The following is a 15,480-nucleotide window of genomic DNA, read 5'->3' on the forward strand; positions in this document are numbered from 1 at the left end:
CGGCCGGGCGGCGGGAACGTGAGGTTGGGGTGACTAGCGCAATTTATCCACTGCCTTTTGGATCCTCCGCAGGGACACCGCGTGCGCCGTGCCGAGGCGCTGGGCAAATAGCGAGACCCGCAATTCCTCGATCATCCAGTGGATGTCCTTGACCTCGCGTGTCTTTTCGCGGCCCGCGGGGAGGTTTCGGAGGCGGTTTGCCAGGTAGGCCTTGGCGTTATCGACCTCGGCCTGGCGGTCGGCATCGCGATCCGGATCGAGCGACATGTCCTCCAGACGGATCCGCATTGCCTGGATGTAGCGGGGAAGGTGTCGCAGGTGTGCGGATCCGTGCACGGTGATGGCATTCGGCGGAAGAAGGAACGCGAGTTGCTTTTCCATATCGTCGATGGCGGGACCGTCCCACTGGGAAAGTTCGGCGCGGAGGTTGGAGTACTCAGCCAAGCCAGGCGCGATCGAGACGATTGATTGCCGCACGCGGCCGGGAACCTGCGGTTTCACGGTATCCTTGAGCTCGGAAAATACCTCTGGCGAGCGCACGGGGCCGCCGGCCTCGAGCATGAGGTCGCGGATTGCCGCTACGCGGGCGTCATTGACTAGGCCGTCGGCGCCGCCATGCGGATAAGAATCCACGGCGACGCGCTGCTGCAGGGGAAGCCCCTTGACCATTTGCGCGGTCGAGACGGAAATCTCGCGCATCAGGAGCGTGAGGGTGGTGGTGACCATGGCGGCATCGGCAGCCGCCTTGGTGGGATGAACCTTAAGCTCAACGCCTTCCTTGGTGGCCACCAACGCTGGGTAAGCGGTGACCTCGTGGCCATCGACGGTGGTGGTGACGGTCTCGTCAACGGTGCCGAGGGTATCGTCGGTCCACTCGCTGACCGCGGTGGATTCGGCGGTGCGGCTTACCCGCGAGACGGACGATTTAATGTGGCCGGCCTGGCGCTCGCGCAGGGCGGCAAGGTCCCTATCGGAATCGATGATGGTGCCACGCTTGTCGATGGCCGCATAGTTCATCCGCAAATGTTCCGGCAGCCTGTCCGGTTGGAAGTCGGAGGCGTTGATGCCGTGGCCGCCGAGCTCGCGCAGGACATCGGCAAGCTGCTGGGTAAGGGGGCCTTCGAAGGGAATGAGGCGTTCCATGGCGCGCTCGGCAAATTCCGGGGCGGGCACGACGGTGCGCCGCAGGGCCTTGGGAAGGGAACGAATAAGCTCGTTGACGAGCTCGAATCGCAGGCCGGGGACGAGCCAATCGAAGCCTTCGGTATCGAGGCCGGCAAGCATGGGAACGGGAACCATGACGGTGACGCCATCGAGAGGATCGCCGGGTTCGAATTTATAAGTCAGCTCGTAATCGATGGAGCCTTTGCGCCAGTGATCGGGGAAGGAGACTTCGGTGACGTCGTGGGAGTCATCGACAAGCGTGGCTGGATCGAAATTCAGCAGATCGGGTTCCTGGCGGCGCTTTTTCTTCCACCAAGAATCGAAATGCCGGCCCGTGGTGACCTTGTCTGGAATGCGCTGGTCATAGAAATCAAAGAGGGTATCTTCATCCACGATGAGACCACGGCGGCGGGCCTTTTCCTCGTATTCGGCGGCCTCATCAAGGGCCTGAGCATTTGCCTTGAGGAAGTCATGGTGCGCATTCCACTCGCCGGCGATAAGGGCATTGCGGATGAACATATCGCGCGCAGCGACGGGATCCACGCGGTGATAGGGCACGGTGCGATCCGCAACGATGGGCACGCCGTAGAGCGTGGACTTCTGGTGCGCGATGGCGGCCGCGCGCTTGCGGGACCACGTGGGATCGGAATAGTTGTGTTTGAGCAGGTCCGCGCCGAGCTTTTCCACCCAGGCCGGATCGATGGCGGCAACGTCGCGTGCCCAAAGCCGAGAGGTTTCGACGAGCTCTGCCGCCATGACGAACTCGGGCGGCTTTTTGGCCAAGGCGGAGCCTGGAAAGACAAGGAAGCGGGTATTGCGCGCGCCGTGGAACTCCTTGGAATTGCCGTCGCGGGCGCCGATATTGGACAGCAGGCCGGATAGCAGCGCGATGTGAATATCGTCGGAGCGGCGTTCGGTGCCTTCTTGGTAATCCCACCCCAGCTGCTTGGAGACGTCTTTGAGTTGGCGGACCAGGTCGAACCACTCGCGGATGCGCATGTAGTGGAGGAACTCCTGCTTCATGCGCTTGCGGAACCTATTGCCCGATTGCTCATTGCGGGTCTGTTTGATGTAATCCCACAACTTCAGCATGGACAAAAAGTCAGAGGTCTTGTCCTTAAAGCGCGCGTGCGCCTGATCGGCTTGCGCTTGGTACTCCAGCGGGCGTTCGCGCACGTCTTGGATGGTCATGGCGGCAACAATGACGATGACATAGTGGAGGCAGCCGTTGGTATGGGCCTCGATAAGCATGCGCGCCATGCGCGGATCGAGTGGGATGCGAGCCAAGTTGCGGCCGGTTTCGGTCAGCGCCGGTTTCTTGTGCTTGTCCTGGAGCGCACCGAGCTCGTGGAGGAGGTTGAGGCCATCGCGAATGGCCTTGAATTCGGGTGGCTGGAGGAAGGGGAATTGCTCGATATCGCCGAGCTTGAGCGAGACCATCTGCAAAATGACGCTGGCCAGGTTGGTGCGCAGGATTTCCGGATCAGTAAATTCCGGGCGGCTTTGAAAATCTTGCTCGCTATAGAGACGGATGGCGATGCCATCGGCGACGCGGCCGCACCTACCGGAGCGCTGGTTGGCAGAGGCCTGCGAAATGGGCTCGATGGGCAGGCGTTGCACCTTGGTGCGCGTGGAATAGCGCGAGATTCGCGCGGTGCCTGTATCCACGACGTAGCGGATTCCGGGTACGGTCAGCGAGGTTTCGGCGATATTGGTGGCCAAAACGATGCGCCTTCCGCGGTGATTGCTAAATACGCGGTGCTGGTCCTGGTTGGATAGGCGCCCGAAGAGGGGCGCGACCTCGACGTTTTTCCATTTTTTGGCCTCGATTGTTTCCATGGCATCGCGGATATCGCGCTCGCCCGGGAAAAAGCAGAGGATATCGCCGTCGCCTTCTGCCATGAGCTCCTCGATGGCCTCGGTTAAGCCATCGAGCGGGTCCTGATCCACCAGCTTTCCACCGGCCTCGAATTCGAGGGGGCGGTAGCGGATTTCTACCGGGTACGTGCGTCCAGAGACCTCAATGATGGGCGCGGGGGTGCCATCGGGTTGGGCGAAGTGCTCGGCAAAGCTTTCCGGATCGATGGTTGCGGAGGTAATGATCACCTTGAGATCGGGCCGCTTGGGCAGCAGCCGCTTGAGATATCCCAAGAGGAAGTCGATATTCAAAGAGCGCTCGTGTGCTTCATCGATAATGATGGTGTCGTATTTATTAAGGAAGCGATCGCGCTGCATTTCAGCTAGCAGGATGCCGTCCGTCATGAGTTTTACGGCGGTGGTATCAGAAACCTGGTCATCGAAGCGGATGGCGTAGCCTACCGATTCCCCGATATCTTGGTCCAGCTCGGAGGCGATGCGCTCGGCGACGGTCCGCGCGGCGATGCGGCGCGGCTGCGTATGGCCGATAAGGCCGCGGCGGCCCCGGCCGATGTCGAGGCAGATCTTGGGGATCTGCGTGGTCTTACCAGAACCGGTTTCGCCGGCGATGATGACGACCTGGTTTTTTTCAATCGCGGCGGCGATATCGTCCTTGCGGGCGCTGACCGGCAGGGAATCGGGGTAGGTGAGTGGGGGAACGGCGGCATCGACAAGCGCGAGGCGATCTGCGGCAGCCTGGATATCCTGGCCGATTTCGCGCAGGGCCTTGGGGGCGCGTGCCTTCGATAGGCGGCGCCGGAAGCTGCGGGCCTCGGCGATGGTGACGTTGTCTAATGCTGCAAAAAGTTCATCGCGGCTAGGGGCCTGCGACGTCGTGGTTTCATGCTGTGTCATGGCTAATTTATGAGCTTACCCCGGTTACGTGGAGTGGAAAAAGTTGCTAGTATGAAAATACTTGTCAAACGATACTTTTCTCGTTGCGCCCAACCCGGATACAGAAGGAAGGCACCGCTGATGAATGACAATAAATCCGGTGGAAACGACGATTTTCCACGCTATGAACCGACTAACCACCCAGAGGACCAGCCAAGCTACGGCAACCTGCCCTCCTATGGCGGTAGCCACGAGAGCTCTGGCAATCAAGGATATGCGGGCTACCAAGCACAGGACAACACCGTAAACAACGGCGGGTTTACCGGAAAACCCTCGGCCATCGATTCTATTTCGTGGGCCTTTCGTACGGTATTTAAGAATTGGAAATTGTGGATCCTCGGTAGCTTGCTCGTTGGCGTGATTGCCATCGCTTTCTCTATCTTGAGCGCGGCCGTTGCTCCCTCAGAGGGTGCGGAGGCCTTCGGTGGAGGAGCCATTGTGCAGATCGTGTCCTATGTGTTCGTGGCCGTCATTAGCCTGATGGCGCTGCGACTGGCGCTATTCCAAATCGATGATCCGCGCACTGGGTGGAACTATGTGGGCAAGAATGTGCGGTGGTGGCAGCCGCTAGCGATCATGATCATCATCGGCATTATTACCTGGTTAGTAATGTTCATCTTCGTTGGTGGTTCATTCTTCCTTAGCCCTGATATGGGGACCGGTGCCACAGAGGAAGAGGCGTTGGAATCCATGGCAGGCCTTTTCGGAGTTGTGGCTTTATTGACTCTCATCGGCCTGTTTATTCAGCCGCTTTATATGTTGATGCAGTGGTTTGCGGCCGATGGCGACGGAGTTGGCCAAGCCATCAAGAACGGTTTTAAGGCCGGTAAAGGAAACTACGGCCAGCTTTTGCTGCTAACGGTGCTTAACATGCTGATTATAATTGGCGGCTTCATCGTATTCCTTGTTGGGTTGATTGTTGCTGTACCGGTTACCTTACTGTCTACGGCTTATTTGTTCCGCCAGTGTGCAGGGCGCGCAGCCGGCCAAACTGCGTAATGGCTTTGCCATTGTTTAAGGCCACCGAGGCACTGCTTCGGTGGCCTTAAACTTATTTGGCGGGGCTAATCCAGGCGAGGGTCCGTGGGAAATGAAGACGCTTAAGTTTTAGCCTTCCAGCGAGCGAGTGAGGGCATTTTCATAAGCGGCGGTAATCAGGGTGCCGAATTCGCGGAACTCTTCACTGCGTGCGGCAGAGGAGCGGAAGACGAGGCCGATTTCGCGCTCAGCGGTGACATCGGGGTCAAAGTAGGCTATGCCGAGGTTCTTGCCGTGGCATTCGGTGGCCAAAGCGGACTTGGGGATAAGAGTGCAGCCGAGCCCGCCCATGACCAACTGCATAATGGTGGTCAGTGATGAGGCGCGCGTGACGGAATTCGTTGCCTCTGCCGGGTTGACGTGGGCGTGCCGGCAGAGATCGACGACTTGGTCGCGGAGACAGTGGCCATCGTCAAGCAGTAGCAAGTCCAGATCCCGCAGCTCCGCAACCTGGACGTCCGTACGCCCAGCGATGGGGTGATCGGGCGGGCTGACGATGGCGAAGTCCTCGGTGTACAGCGGGCTGTCGACCATACCCGTGGCCTCTGAAGGCAGGGCAAGGACGGCTAAATCGAGGTTGCCGTTGCGCAGGCGCGCGATGAGGTGCTGGGTTTGCTCCTCCACAAAGCGCGGCTCAAGTTCCGGGTAGGTCTCCGTAATCTTTGCCAGCAAGTCCGGGAGGATATACGGGGCGATGGTCGGGATAACACCAATGGTCAGTGGACCGGACAGTGTGCCGTGGGCGCCGCGGGCGTGTGCGAGGAAGGTATCGGCGGCCTCAAGGGTGGATTTGGCATAGGGCAGAAGGGTTTCGCCGGCCGAGGTTACGATGACCTTGCGGGTGGAGCGTTCGATGAGCTGGACGCCGAGCCCCTGCTCGAGCGCCACGAGACCCTGGGAGAGGGAAGGCTGAGAGATCTCCAGCTTGGCGGCAGCGGTGCCGAAGTGCTTGTTTTCCGCCACGGTGACAAACGTGCGCAGCTGGGCAAGTGTTGGTCGATACTCTTTATTATGCATGCCTATCACTCTAACATTTATCTATAGGATTAGCTATTGACGTGACCGGAATTAATGGTATTGTCTTTGGTGTTGGGCCGGAGAGGGTCCGGCCCGTGGTCCTCGGCACAGGACTGTCGGAAACTTGAAAAAGATTACCCTTTTAAGAAGGAGTTGAAGAACATGCCTATCATGACCGTTGGCGAAAAGTTCCCAGAATTCGACCTCACCGCCCTGACCGGCGGCGACCTGCACAACGTTAACGCTAGCCAGCCAGAGGACTACTTTGAGCAGGTTTCCTTGGACAAGTACGAGGGCAAGTGGAAGGTCGTCTTCTTCTACCCCAAGGACTTCACCTTCGTTTGCCCGACCGAGATCGCTGCCTTTGGCAAGCTGGACGAAGAGTTCCAGGACCGCGACACCCAGGTGCTGGGCGGCTCCACCGATAACGAGTTCGCTCACTTCAACTGGCGCGCAACCCACCCGGACCTGAAGGACGTTCCGTTCCCGATGTTCTCCGACGTGCGCCACGACCTGATCCGCGCACTGGGCGTAGAAAACGCTGACGGCGTTGCTGACCGCGCAACCTTCATCATCGACCCAGATGGTGTCATCCAGTTCGTCTCCGTTACCCCGGACGCTGTGGGCCGTAACGTTGACGAGGTCCTGCGCGTCCTCGACGCCCTGCAGTCCGAAGAGGTCTGCGCCTGCAACTGGGAGAAGAACGACCCAACGAAGAACATCGACAAGATGGACGTCGTTCAGTCCCAGCTTTAAGCATTAGTTTCGTGTGAGCGCTGTCCCCGTCCCCATGAGGCGGGGGAGGGCCCGCCCCCGACTTGCAATTTAAGTTACTGAGAAAAGATTTAGAAGGAGAAAGACTATGTCTATCGAAAACTTGAAGTCAGCACTGCCTGAGTACGCCAAGGACCAGAAGCTCAACCTCGGTGCGCTGACCCGCACGACCGAGCTGAATGAAGAGCAGCTGTGGGGCACCCTGTTGGCATCTGCTGCAGCTACCCGCAATGACACCGTGATTTCTGAAATCGCGGAAGAGGCACAAGAGCACCTCTCCGAGGACGCTATCAACGCTGCTTATGGCGCTGCCACCGTCATGGCAATGAACAACGTTGCCTACCGCGCCAAGAGCTGGTTGGGCGATGACTACGCACAGGTCAAGTTCGGCCTGCGGATGAACTTCATCTCCAAGCCTGGCGTCGAGGACGCAAACTTCGAGCTGTGGAATATCGCCGTTTCCGCCATCAACGGCTGCGAGCACTGCTTGGGCGCACACACCCAGAAGATCAACGATGCTGGCGCAACCAAGGAGCAGGTCTGGGAGGCCATCAAGGTTGCTTCTGTCATCCAGGCAGTCGCACAGGCTGTTCAGATTGAGGCTGCACGCTAAAAGCGCTGCTTAATCAGCCTTTAAACTAAGCCACCCCCGCGCTACTTGACTCGGTGTCCCTTATAGGACGCCGGGTGCAGCAGGGGGTGGCTTAAGTCGTTTTACCCAACCCGTACGTTCCTAATACTCAACGCGCAACTCTGACAGGCGGACTTCGCCGGCTTCATCAGAGGCATCCAGATCGACGGTAGCGACGAATTGATAGGCGCGGTCTCCTGCCGGATCCTTAATGATTTGCCGCACGGGCCAGCTGCGGGAGCTGGATTCTTCCAACCGGAAGTACTCGGGTCCGCGCGCCTCAGGGCCGGTATCAATGTCGTCGTATTCGTCAAAGTAGTCATCCAAGACGGCGCCAAAATCGGGGACCTCGTCCAGATAATCCAATACCTCGGCCAGGCGGTCTTCTTCCTCCAGCGCGAAGAGCTGCGCGAGGCGGAACATGTAATTGCGCACCATGATGCCAAAGGCGCGTCGGTTAGCGGTAAGGGCTGTTGGGTCTTCGACGCCAAAGGCCAGCTCGCGGTCGAGCGTATCTTGATCGATGGGGGAGTCTTCGCCGGCCATCTGCGCCCATTCATCGACAAGCGAAGAATCCACCTGGCGGATGAGCTCGCCTAACCAGACGATGATGTCTTCAATTTGGGGCGTCGTGTATTCATCGGGGATGGACTGTTTAAGGGTGCGCCAGGCATCGGTGAGATAGCGGAGGATAACGCCCTCAGAGCGGGCTAAGCCGTAAGTGGCCACCAAGTCCGAGAAGGTCATGGCATTTTCCACCATGTCGCGCACCACGGATTTCGGCCGCAGCTCGAATTCCTTTACCCACGCATTGGTTTCCGCAAAGGTATCGTAGGCCTGCTCGAGCAGCTCCTCTAGGGGTTTGGGCCAGGTAATATCCTCCACGATATTCATGCGGTCGGTGTAGTCCACCCCGTCCGCCTTGAGCGCGGCGATTTCTTCCCCGCGCCGCTTCTTCTGCTGGGCCTGCAGCACCTGCCGGGGATCATCGAGGATCGCCTCAAAGATAGAGATTACGTCAAGGTGATAGCTGTCTGCCTCTGGGTCCAACAGGGAGAGCGCGGCCAAGGCAAAGGGCCCGAGGGGCTGGTTTAGGGCAAAGTCTCGCGGCAATTCCCGCACGAGGTGGTAGGGGCGGCCGTAGATATCCAGCCCCTTGGTGGATTTTTGGACCACGCCGGAATCCACCAATCCACGGAATAGGTCGAGGGTGGTGAGGATATCCTTGTTCTGCTTGCTGCGGGGATCGTGATTATCGCGCAAGAGGTGGTGCATATGCGCATAACCATCGCCGTGGCGGGCTAAGACATTGAGCAGCATCGAATTCGAGACCCGGAATTGCGAGGTCAGCTGCTCTGGTTCTGCTTCCGTCAGCCGCGCAAAGGTTTTCTCGGACCACGAGACTTCGCCCTCGCGTGCGGACTTTTTCTTAAGCTTCTTGAGCCGCTTCGGGTCATCGCCAATGCGCCTGCGGGCCTTGGCATTTTCAATCTCGTGGTCTGGGGCCTCGACGACGACGGTGCCTTCCGTGTCATAGCCCGCGCGCCCAGCGCGCCCCGCAATCTGGTGGAATTCGCGGGATTTCAAGATGCGCTGGCGTTGCCCATCAAACTTGGCCAGGCCGGTCATCAATACGGTGCGGATGGGCACGTTGATGCCCACGCCCAAGGTATCGGTGCCGCAAATAACCTTGAGGAGGCCGCGCTGCGCGAGGCGCTCCACGAGCCGCCGGTACTTGGGCAGCATTCCCGCATGGTGGATGCCAATGCCCTTGCGAAGCAACTTTGAGAGGTCCTTACCAAAGGCAGTGGTAAAGCGGAAGCCGCCGATTTCTTCAGCGATGTCCTCTTTTTCCTCTTTGTTAATGATGCCAGACAGCGAGGTCAGGGCTTGGGCCCGCTCGGCGGCCTCGCGCTGGGAAAAGTGCACGACATAAATGGGTGCCTTATTATCGGCGAGCAGCTCTTCGATGGTTTCGTGCACCGCGCTGAAAACATAGGAAAAATCCAGCGGCACCGGGCGGGTGGAGCCGGCCACTAAATTAGTCTCGCGGCCCGTGCGGCGGGTGAGATCTTCCTGCAGCCAGTCGGTATCACCGAGCGTGGCGGACATTAAGAGGAATTGCGCCTTGGGTAGCTCCAAGAGCGGCACCTGCCAGGCCCAGCCGCGATCTGGATCGGAGTAGTAGTGAAATTCGTCCATAACCACTTGGTCGATATTGGCCTCGGCGCCATCGCGAAGCGCGATATTGGCAACGATCTCAGCGGTGGCGGCGATGATGGGGGCGTTGCCGTTTACGGTGGCATCGCCAGTCATCATGCCCACGTTTTCTGCGCCGAAGATTTCACACAGCGCAAAGAACTTCTCGCTAACCAGCGCCTTAATGGGCGCGGTATAAAAACTCCGCTGCCCGCGGGCGAGAGCGATGAAATGTGCGGCGTTGGCCACCATGGACTTTCCGGAACCCGTTGGGGTCGCGAGGATGACGTTATCTCCGGCCAAGATGCCGAGCGAGGCCTCTTCCTGCGCGCGATATAAATCGATTCCCTTGCTGGTGGTCCACGAGTTAAAAGTATCCCAAATGGCCTCATCAATGAGGGACTCGGGGACTTCCGTTAAATCTGGCAGCTGTTGAGATAAGTTCACCCCCACCACCTTAGCGGCGATGGGGGCGGGTTCGTTAGATATCGTCGCCTAAGTCTCTGTCATCGTCATCGTCAGAGTCTTCGCGGTCATCGATATCCGTGTGGATAATCTCCTCGCTATCGGCTTCATCAAGCGAGGCGAGGAAGGCCTCGAACTCCTCGCTGATTTCCTCAGCGCTGGGCACGGCTTCCTCGCCCGGCATGATGGCTTGCGGGTGCTCTTCGCGGTAGCGTTCTATGAAGGCATCGTATTGCTGCTCCAATTGCTGGACCACGCCCTCAATCTCTTCCGAGCCATTGACCTGCTCATCCAGCTGGCCCTCGACGCGGGAAATATCCGCCTCGATGCTGCCCAGCGGAATATTCAGTTGAGCAGCCTTAGCCACGGAGTCAAGGAGCTCCAGGGTGGCCTGTGGGTACGGAGACGCAGCCAGGTAGTGCGGCACGTGAGCGGTATAGCCCGCTACCGTGCGGCCCTTATCCGCCAAGGCCTTTTCGATATACAGCGCCGCGGCGCCAGGAACCATCATGGTCGAATCCATCTTGACCATGCTGTCCGTCAGGCGGGAGGCGGTACCGTGCGCGGTGACCACGGTGGGGCGGGTGTGCGGCACGGGCATCGGCGCGGCGTAGAGCATGATGGTGTCTTCAATATCGAATTTCTCCACCAGCTTGACCACCGCCGTGGTAAATGCTTCCCAGCGCATATCCGGCTCAGGACCGGAGAGAAGGAGGAAGGACTTGCCGGAATTATCCCGGAGCACCTTCAAGCCCAAATCCATGGGTTCAACCTCGAGTGCCCGGTCATTATCGATGGTGACGGCGGGGCGGCGGGAGCGATAATCGATGAGCTCGTCAGAGTTAAAGGAGGCTAGCTGGCGGTTTTCCAGCGCCGCCTTGAGGTGATCGGCGCTCGACTCAACGGCCTGGCCTGCATCGGCATAGCCGTGCATGGCAACAATCATGGTGGGGCCTTTTCCTTCACCGGAATTGTCCTTGACCACCGGAGCGGGGTACTCCAATTCGTACATGCTGCGCTCTTCTTCGTGCATGATGTGTTACCTCCTTGGTCTCTTAATCTAGATCAACGACCGCCAGGACCGCACTATTCCCACACGCACTCAGGTCAGTGTTCGCGGAGTAGTTAAATAACCCATTATGCCCTAATGGAGCAACCCGCGCTAGGCCCGGTGCGGTGGGCCTGTGCATAACTGCTTGCCGATGCCCCCTTCCACCCACCTTATCCACAGATTTCGGCCCTCTGCCCGCGCTGGGCTTTCGGCACTTGCAGCAGGCCCCGAAGCTAGGAGCCATGAAGATCACAACACCACAACAGCCCATCCGTACACCCGGCGATATCCTTGCCAATATTCCAGGAATCCTCGGATTCTTCCCAGCAGAGTCCATCGTCCTCATCTCCATCGAACCAACCCCAGCGGGCCGCACCATGGGGCCAGTTGCACGCATAGACCTGTCCGATGTCCCCGACGCCCTCCCAGAGATCATGAGCGCCTTTCATTGCGGTAATCCGGAAGTCGTCCTCGGCTTTATCATTTCCCAGCGCGAGGAAGTAGAGCTCTGGGAGATGATTGAGTCGCTCTACCACTTCGAAGATGACGAGGGCACCGGAATCGATGCCTGCTGGCTGGTAGAAGAAATCGCCACATCCACCGCCTACGACCTCGTCTTCGGCTTTAGCACCGGAAATGGCAAAGGCCCAATGCAGGCGTGGACCGAGGGAACCATTCCCGCTATTTCCACCAGCTCTTCCATGCGCGCCTGCGTAGAAAACGGCACCCTACCGGAGCTTTCCCGCGATGAGCTGGTCCAGCAATTTGCCCCGCACAACCCGTACTTTGGGCACGAAGAAATCGTGTCCATGCAGCGCTGCGCCGAGGAATTGTCCCGGCAAATGCGTGCCGGCCACGGGTATGGCACGACGGATCCAACCCGGGTGGTCCAGCACCTCATCGCGGATGCGCAGTATGTATTAAGCGAGGTAGAGACGCTGGAAGAGACCCTAGACAACGAAGAATTACTCTGCGTGGGGGCGATGTGGATGTCGACGACGTGGATGCGCGACTTGGTCATCCGAGATCTCGTCGAATCCCCGCACGCGGCCGGTACCTTGCTCCTAGCCACGGCGCGCACCTTTGGCGGCACCATCCGCTTTAATGCGCTGGCGCTATTTGCAGCGACCCAGGTGGCGCAGAGGTACGGGCTCTACGCCGGTCCGGCGCTGACCGTCGTCATCGATGAGGCACCGGGGCACAATTTAAGCCAGCTCATCGCCCGGGCCTATCGCAGCGGAATGGGGGAACGCCTCATTACCAGCCTAAGCCGTGGTTGCGACGCGGCGCGGGAAGCAGCGGGGATTGATGCCGATGGCTTTGTGTAGCCCCGCGCTTTAGCGCCGCGCCGAATGCGCCCGGTCGCCCAGCTGGCGCGTGAAATTCCACGCGTCGGTCACGATGGTTTCCAAGTCGGTGCGCTGGGGGTTCCAGTCCAGCTCCCGTTTGATCTTGTCTGAGGATGCAATGAGAGTGGCTGGGTCTCCGGCACGGCGCGGGGCGATCTCCGCCGGAATCTCGTGGCCGGTGACTTTCCGGCACATCTCGATGACCTGCTTGACGGAGTATCCCTCGCCGGAACCCAAGTTATAGATCCGGTGGGTGCTGGGGGCATTGCTGTGGAGGGCAAGCACGTGGGCATCGGCAAGATCGCGGATATGGATGTAGTCGCGCACCGGCGTTCCATCCGGGGTATCCCAATCCGTGCCAAACATGAAAATCTTATCGCGGTGCCCCAGTGCAACCTGCAGGACAATGGGGATGAGGTGGGTTTCAATCTCACGGTTTTCGCCGATGGAGCCGTAGGCACCGGCGACGTTGAAATAGCGCAGGGACGTTGCCGCGAGCCCAAAGGCCTGTGCAAAAGAGGTAATCATGTAGTCGATAGCTAATTTGCTAGCGCCATAGGGGTTCGTGGGCTGGGTCGGCATGTCCTCAGTAATAGGGACCTGCTCCGGCTCGCCATAGGTGGCTGCGGTGGAAGAAAAGACGAGGCTTTTCACATCGTTATTGCGCATGGCGTTGAGCAAGCGCAGCGTGGTCACGACGTTGTGCTGCCAGTATTCGTCCGGCTTTTCCACGGATTCACCGACCAGCGAGCGTGCGGCGAAGTGGAGGACCCCCTCAAAGCCGCCTTCGCCGAGTACCTCTGCCGCCTTGTCTGCCACATCGCCTTCTACCACGCGGGCCGAACTCGGTACGGCATCCCTGTTACCCGTGGAAAAGTTATCGATGATGGTGACATCGTGGCCCTGCTCTACGAGGACTGCGGAACACACGCTGCCGACATAGCCGGCACCGCCGGTAACCAAAAGCTTCATGGCCTAGACCTCCACGCGCACGGCGTGTGCGAGATCATCTGCCAAGGTGATGACCTTACCCGAGGGAGTGGTAAGCGAAATCGTGCCGCCATTATTGACCACGGTGACCTCGGTACCGATGCGGATGCCAGCCTCTGCGAGTTCCCGGAAGGTGGCCTCATCCACCTGCAGGATCTCGTTAATCTGGATAATCTTTGCGGACTTCTCTTCGCCATCGGGGAGATCGATAGCCCGCGTCCCAATCGATGGCTCGGGAACCTGGAAACCCAGTTCCGCTAGCGCCGGAATGGGGTTGCCAAAAGGCGAGCGGCTGGGGTCATCGAGGACCGATACCATGCGCTTTTCCACCTCTTCGCTCATCACGTGCTCCCAGCGGCAGGCCTCATCGTGGACCTTGCTGATATCGAGCCCGAGGACATCAGTAAGCAAACGCTCCGCGAGTCGGTGCTTGCGCATCACTGCCGTGGCCAATTCGCGTCCCTTTTCGGTTAGATCCAAGCTCCTGTCCGAACGAACGTGGAGGAGGCCATCGCGCTCCATGCGAGCAACGGTTTGGGATACGGTAGGTCCGGACTGCTCTAGGCGTTCCGCAATCCGGGCGCGCAGGGGAGTGATGCCTTCTTCTTCCAATTCATAAATGGTCCGAAGGTACATCTCAGTAGTATCAACGAGGTCCCTCACGTGGGCATACCTTTCTTTGAAAACAGTAATGCGTGCCGTGCGCAAAGCAGACAGCGCTTTTTACATTCTGTATCCAGACTAGCTTAAGTTGCCCTAAGTTTGCTGGAGAGATTTTAAGGAGACGAGTTCGTACTCGCCGCTTGCATAGAGAATGCGACCTCGAAAGTACACTGGAAAAATTCTCGGCGGCACAGTCGAGGTCGCGATTAAATAAGGTTCAGGAGGCGAAAAGTTTTACAGCGCGTACTCGCGCAGGCGGTCGGCGCGGTTGCCATCGCGCAACTTTGCCATGACCTCACGCTCGATTTGGCGTACGCGTTCGCGGGAGAGCCCGAACCGGCGACCAATCTGGTCGAGGGTGCGTGGCACGCCGTCATCCAAGCCGTAGCGCAGGCGAATGACGTCCTGCTCGCGCTTTTCTAGCGTATCGATGACACCGCGAATATCGGAGTGGCGCATGGAGGCCACGACGGCGGTCTCAGCATCGGTAGCCTCAGCATCCTCGATGAAGTCACCCAATGGGGCTTCCTCGTCGGTGCCGACGGGCATATCGAGCGAGACGGGATCGCGGGACTGGCGCAGCAGCATCTCGATCTTGTTCTCATCAATGCCGGATTCCTCAGACAGTTCCTCATTGGTCGCCTCGCGGCCCAAGGACTGATACATCTCACGCTTGATGCGGGAAAGCTTATTGACCTGTTCCACCAGGTGGACCGGCAGGCGGATGGTGCGCGATTGGTCGGCCATGCCGCGGGTAATGGCCTGGCGGATCCACCACGTCGCGTAGGTGGAGAACTTAAAGCCCTTGGCGTAATCGAACTTTTCCATGGCGCGGATAAGGCCCAGGTTTCCCTCTTGGATGAGGTCCAAAAGCGGCATTCCGCGGCCGGTGTAGCGCTTGGCCAGGGAGACTACGAGACGAAGGTTCGCCTCCAGCAGGTGGGAGCGGGCCTTCTTGCCTTCGCGAGCCAAGATCTTCAGGTCTCGCTTTTCTGCGCGCGTCAGCTTCTCTGCATTATTGAGCTTGTATTCTGCATACAGGCCTACCTCGATGGTTTGCGCGAGTTCAACCTCGTCCTCGGCGCTGAGCAGGTCGGTCTTACCGATGCCATTGAGGTAGACGCGTACCAAGTCCGCGGAGGGATTGTCATTGGTTTGATTGCGGCGAGACCCGCGGTCTACTTCCTGTTCCTCATCAGTAGTGGCAGTCGAAGTGCCATTGGCGGTGTTGGCAGATGGATTCGTCATCTTTTCAGCCTCCTGAAATTGTCGCCTGTTTCAAAAAGTACAACGGTGTGAGGACGCATTTAGTTCCCGCCCATCCTGAA

11 protein-coding genes are annotated in these 15,480 nt (G+C 58.9%); 4 read left to right on the forward strand and 7 right to left on the reverse strand.

All coding sequences use genetic code 11. The features are described from left to right. Positions 1-33: 33 nt before the first annotated feature. Entirely contained in the window at positions 34-3,936 is a 3,903-nt protein-coding gene (gene hrpA / locus HMPREF1261_RS08255) for an ATP-dependent RNA helicase HrpA (RefSeq protein ID WP_023030615.1), read from the reverse strand. 120 nt (positions 3,937-4,056) lie between these two features. Here hrpA and HMPREF1261_RS08260 point away from each other — a divergent pair, with 120 nt between their 5' ends. Then, positions 4,057-4,974, forward strand: a complete 918-nt coding sequence (locus HMPREF1261_RS08260) for a hypothetical protein (protein WP_023030616.1) — start codon at positions 4,057-4,059, stop codon at positions 4,972-4,974. A 108-nt stretch (positions 4,975-5,082) separates the two neighbouring features. On the opposite strand, the gene HMPREF1261_RS08265 is transcribed toward HMPREF1261_RS08260, so the two are convergent. Then, positions 5,083-6,030 carry a LysR substrate-binding domain-containing protein gene (locus HMPREF1261_RS08265; protein ID WP_023030617.1) on the reverse strand — a complete coding sequence of 316 codons (948 nt, stop codon included), beginning with the start codon at positions 6,028-6,030 and terminating at the stop codon, positions 5,083-5,085. A gap of 162 nt (positions 6,031-6,192) precedes the next feature. Between HMPREF1261_RS08265 and HMPREF1261_RS08270 the strand changes: the two genes are divergently transcribed. After that, a complete protein-coding gene (locus HMPREF1261_RS08270; protein WP_023017366.1) occupies positions 6,193-6,786 on the forward strand; it encodes a peroxiredoxin in 594 nt (197 codons plus the stop codon). Between the two features lie 106 nt (positions 6,787-6,892). Further along, the gene (locus HMPREF1261_RS08275; protein ID WP_023030618.1) at positions 6,893-7,417 is read left to right on the forward strand and encodes a carboxymuconolactone decarboxylase family protein; all 525 of its coding nucleotides are present in this window, start codon (positions 6,893-6,895) and stop codon (positions 7,415-7,417) included. A 120-nt stretch (positions 7,418-7,537) separates the two neighbouring features. On the opposite strand, the gene HMPREF1261_RS08280 is transcribed toward HMPREF1261_RS08275, so the two are convergent. Continuing rightward, a complete protein-coding gene (locus HMPREF1261_RS08280; protein WP_023030619.1) occupies positions 7,538-10,081 on the reverse strand; it encodes an RNA helicase in 2,544 nt (847 codons plus the stop codon). Positions 10,082-10,115: 34 nt separating this feature from the next. Further along, positions 10,116-11,132 (reverse strand): PAC2 family protein, encoded by a 1,017-nt coding sequence (locus HMPREF1261_RS08285; protein WP_023030620.1) that lies wholly within the window; start codon positions 11,130-11,132, stop codon positions 10,116-10,118. Positions 11,133-11,392: 260 nt separating this feature from the next. Here HMPREF1261_RS08285 and HMPREF1261_RS08290 point away from each other — a divergent pair, with 260 nt between their 5' ends. Next, positions 11,393-12,478, forward strand: coding sequence for a DUF4192 domain-containing protein (locus HMPREF1261_RS08290; RefSeq protein WP_023030621.1), 1,086 nt, complete (start codon positions 11,393-11,395; stop codon positions 12,476-12,478). 9 nt (positions 12,479-12,487) lie between these two features. Here the strand turns inward: HMPREF1261_RS08290 and galE are convergent, their stop codons facing one another. The 3 genes from galE to HMPREF1261_RS08305 all read right to left on the reverse strand — a co-directional run bounded on the left by galE (position 12,488) and on the right by HMPREF1261_RS08305 (position 15,400). Continuing rightward, entirely contained in the window at positions 12,488-13,471 is a 984-nt protein-coding gene (gene galE, locus HMPREF1261_RS08295) for a UDP-glucose 4-epimerase GalE (RefSeq protein WP_023030622.1), read from the reverse strand. A gap of 3 nt (positions 13,472-13,474) precedes the next feature. Then, the gene (locus tag HMPREF1261_RS08300; protein WP_023017369.1) at positions 13,475-14,152 is read right to left on the reverse strand and encodes a metal-dependent transcriptional regulator; all 678 of its coding nucleotides are present in this window, start codon (positions 14,150-14,152) and stop codon (positions 13,475-13,477) included. Between the two features lie 234 nt (positions 14,153-14,386). Further along, positions 14,387-15,400 carry a sigma-70 family RNA polymerase sigma factor gene (locus HMPREF1261_RS08305; RefSeq protein ID WP_005278926.1) on the reverse strand — a complete coding sequence of 338 codons (1,014 nt, stop codon included), beginning with the start codon at positions 15,398-15,400 and terminating at the stop codon, positions 14,387-14,389. Positions 15,401-15,480: the final 80 nt, after the last annotated feature.

It is taken from the genome of Corynebacterium sp. KPL1818, from assembly GCF_000478135.1.
In the GTDB taxonomy this organism is placed as follows: Bacteria; Actinomycetota; Actinomycetes; order Mycobacteriales; family Mycobacteriaceae; genus Corynebacterium; species Corynebacterium accolens.

Bases quoted from the DNA above. Each gene is read 5' to 3' on its own strand.
- hrpA (WP_023030615.1), bottom strand. From the start codon at position 3,936: ATGACACAGCATGAAACCACGACGTCGCAGGCCCCTAGCCGCGATGAA.
- HMPREF1261_RS08260 (WP_023030616.1), top strand. From the start codon at position 4,057: ATGAATGACAATAAATCCGGTGGAAACGACGATTTTCCACGCTATGAA.
- HMPREF1261_RS08265 (WP_023030617.1), bottom strand. From the start codon at position 6,030: ATGCATAATAAAGAGTATCGACCAACACTTGCCCAGCTGCGCACGTTT.
- HMPREF1261_RS08270 (WP_023017366.1), top strand. From the start codon at position 6,193: ATGCCTATCATGACCGTTGGCGAAAAGTTCCCAGAATTCGACCTCACC.
- HMPREF1261_RS08275 (WP_023030618.1), top strand. From the start codon at position 6,893: ATGTCTATCGAAAACTTGAAGTCAGCACTGCCTGAGTACGCCAAGGAC.
- HMPREF1261_RS08285 (WP_023030620.1), bottom strand. From the start codon at position 11,132: ATGCACGAAGAAGAGCGCAGCATGTACGAATTGGAGTACCCCGCTCCG.
- HMPREF1261_RS08290 (WP_023030621.1), top strand. From the start codon at position 11,393: ATGAAGATCACAACACCACAACAGCCCATCCGTACACCCGGCGATATC.
- galE (WP_023030622.1), bottom strand. From the start codon at position 13,471: ATGAAGCTTTTGGTTACCGGCGGTGCCGGCTATGTCGGCAGCGTGTGT.
- HMPREF1261_RS08305 (WP_005278926.1), bottom strand. From the start codon at position 15,400: ATGACGAATCCATCTGCCAACACCGCCAATGGCACTTCGACTGCCACT.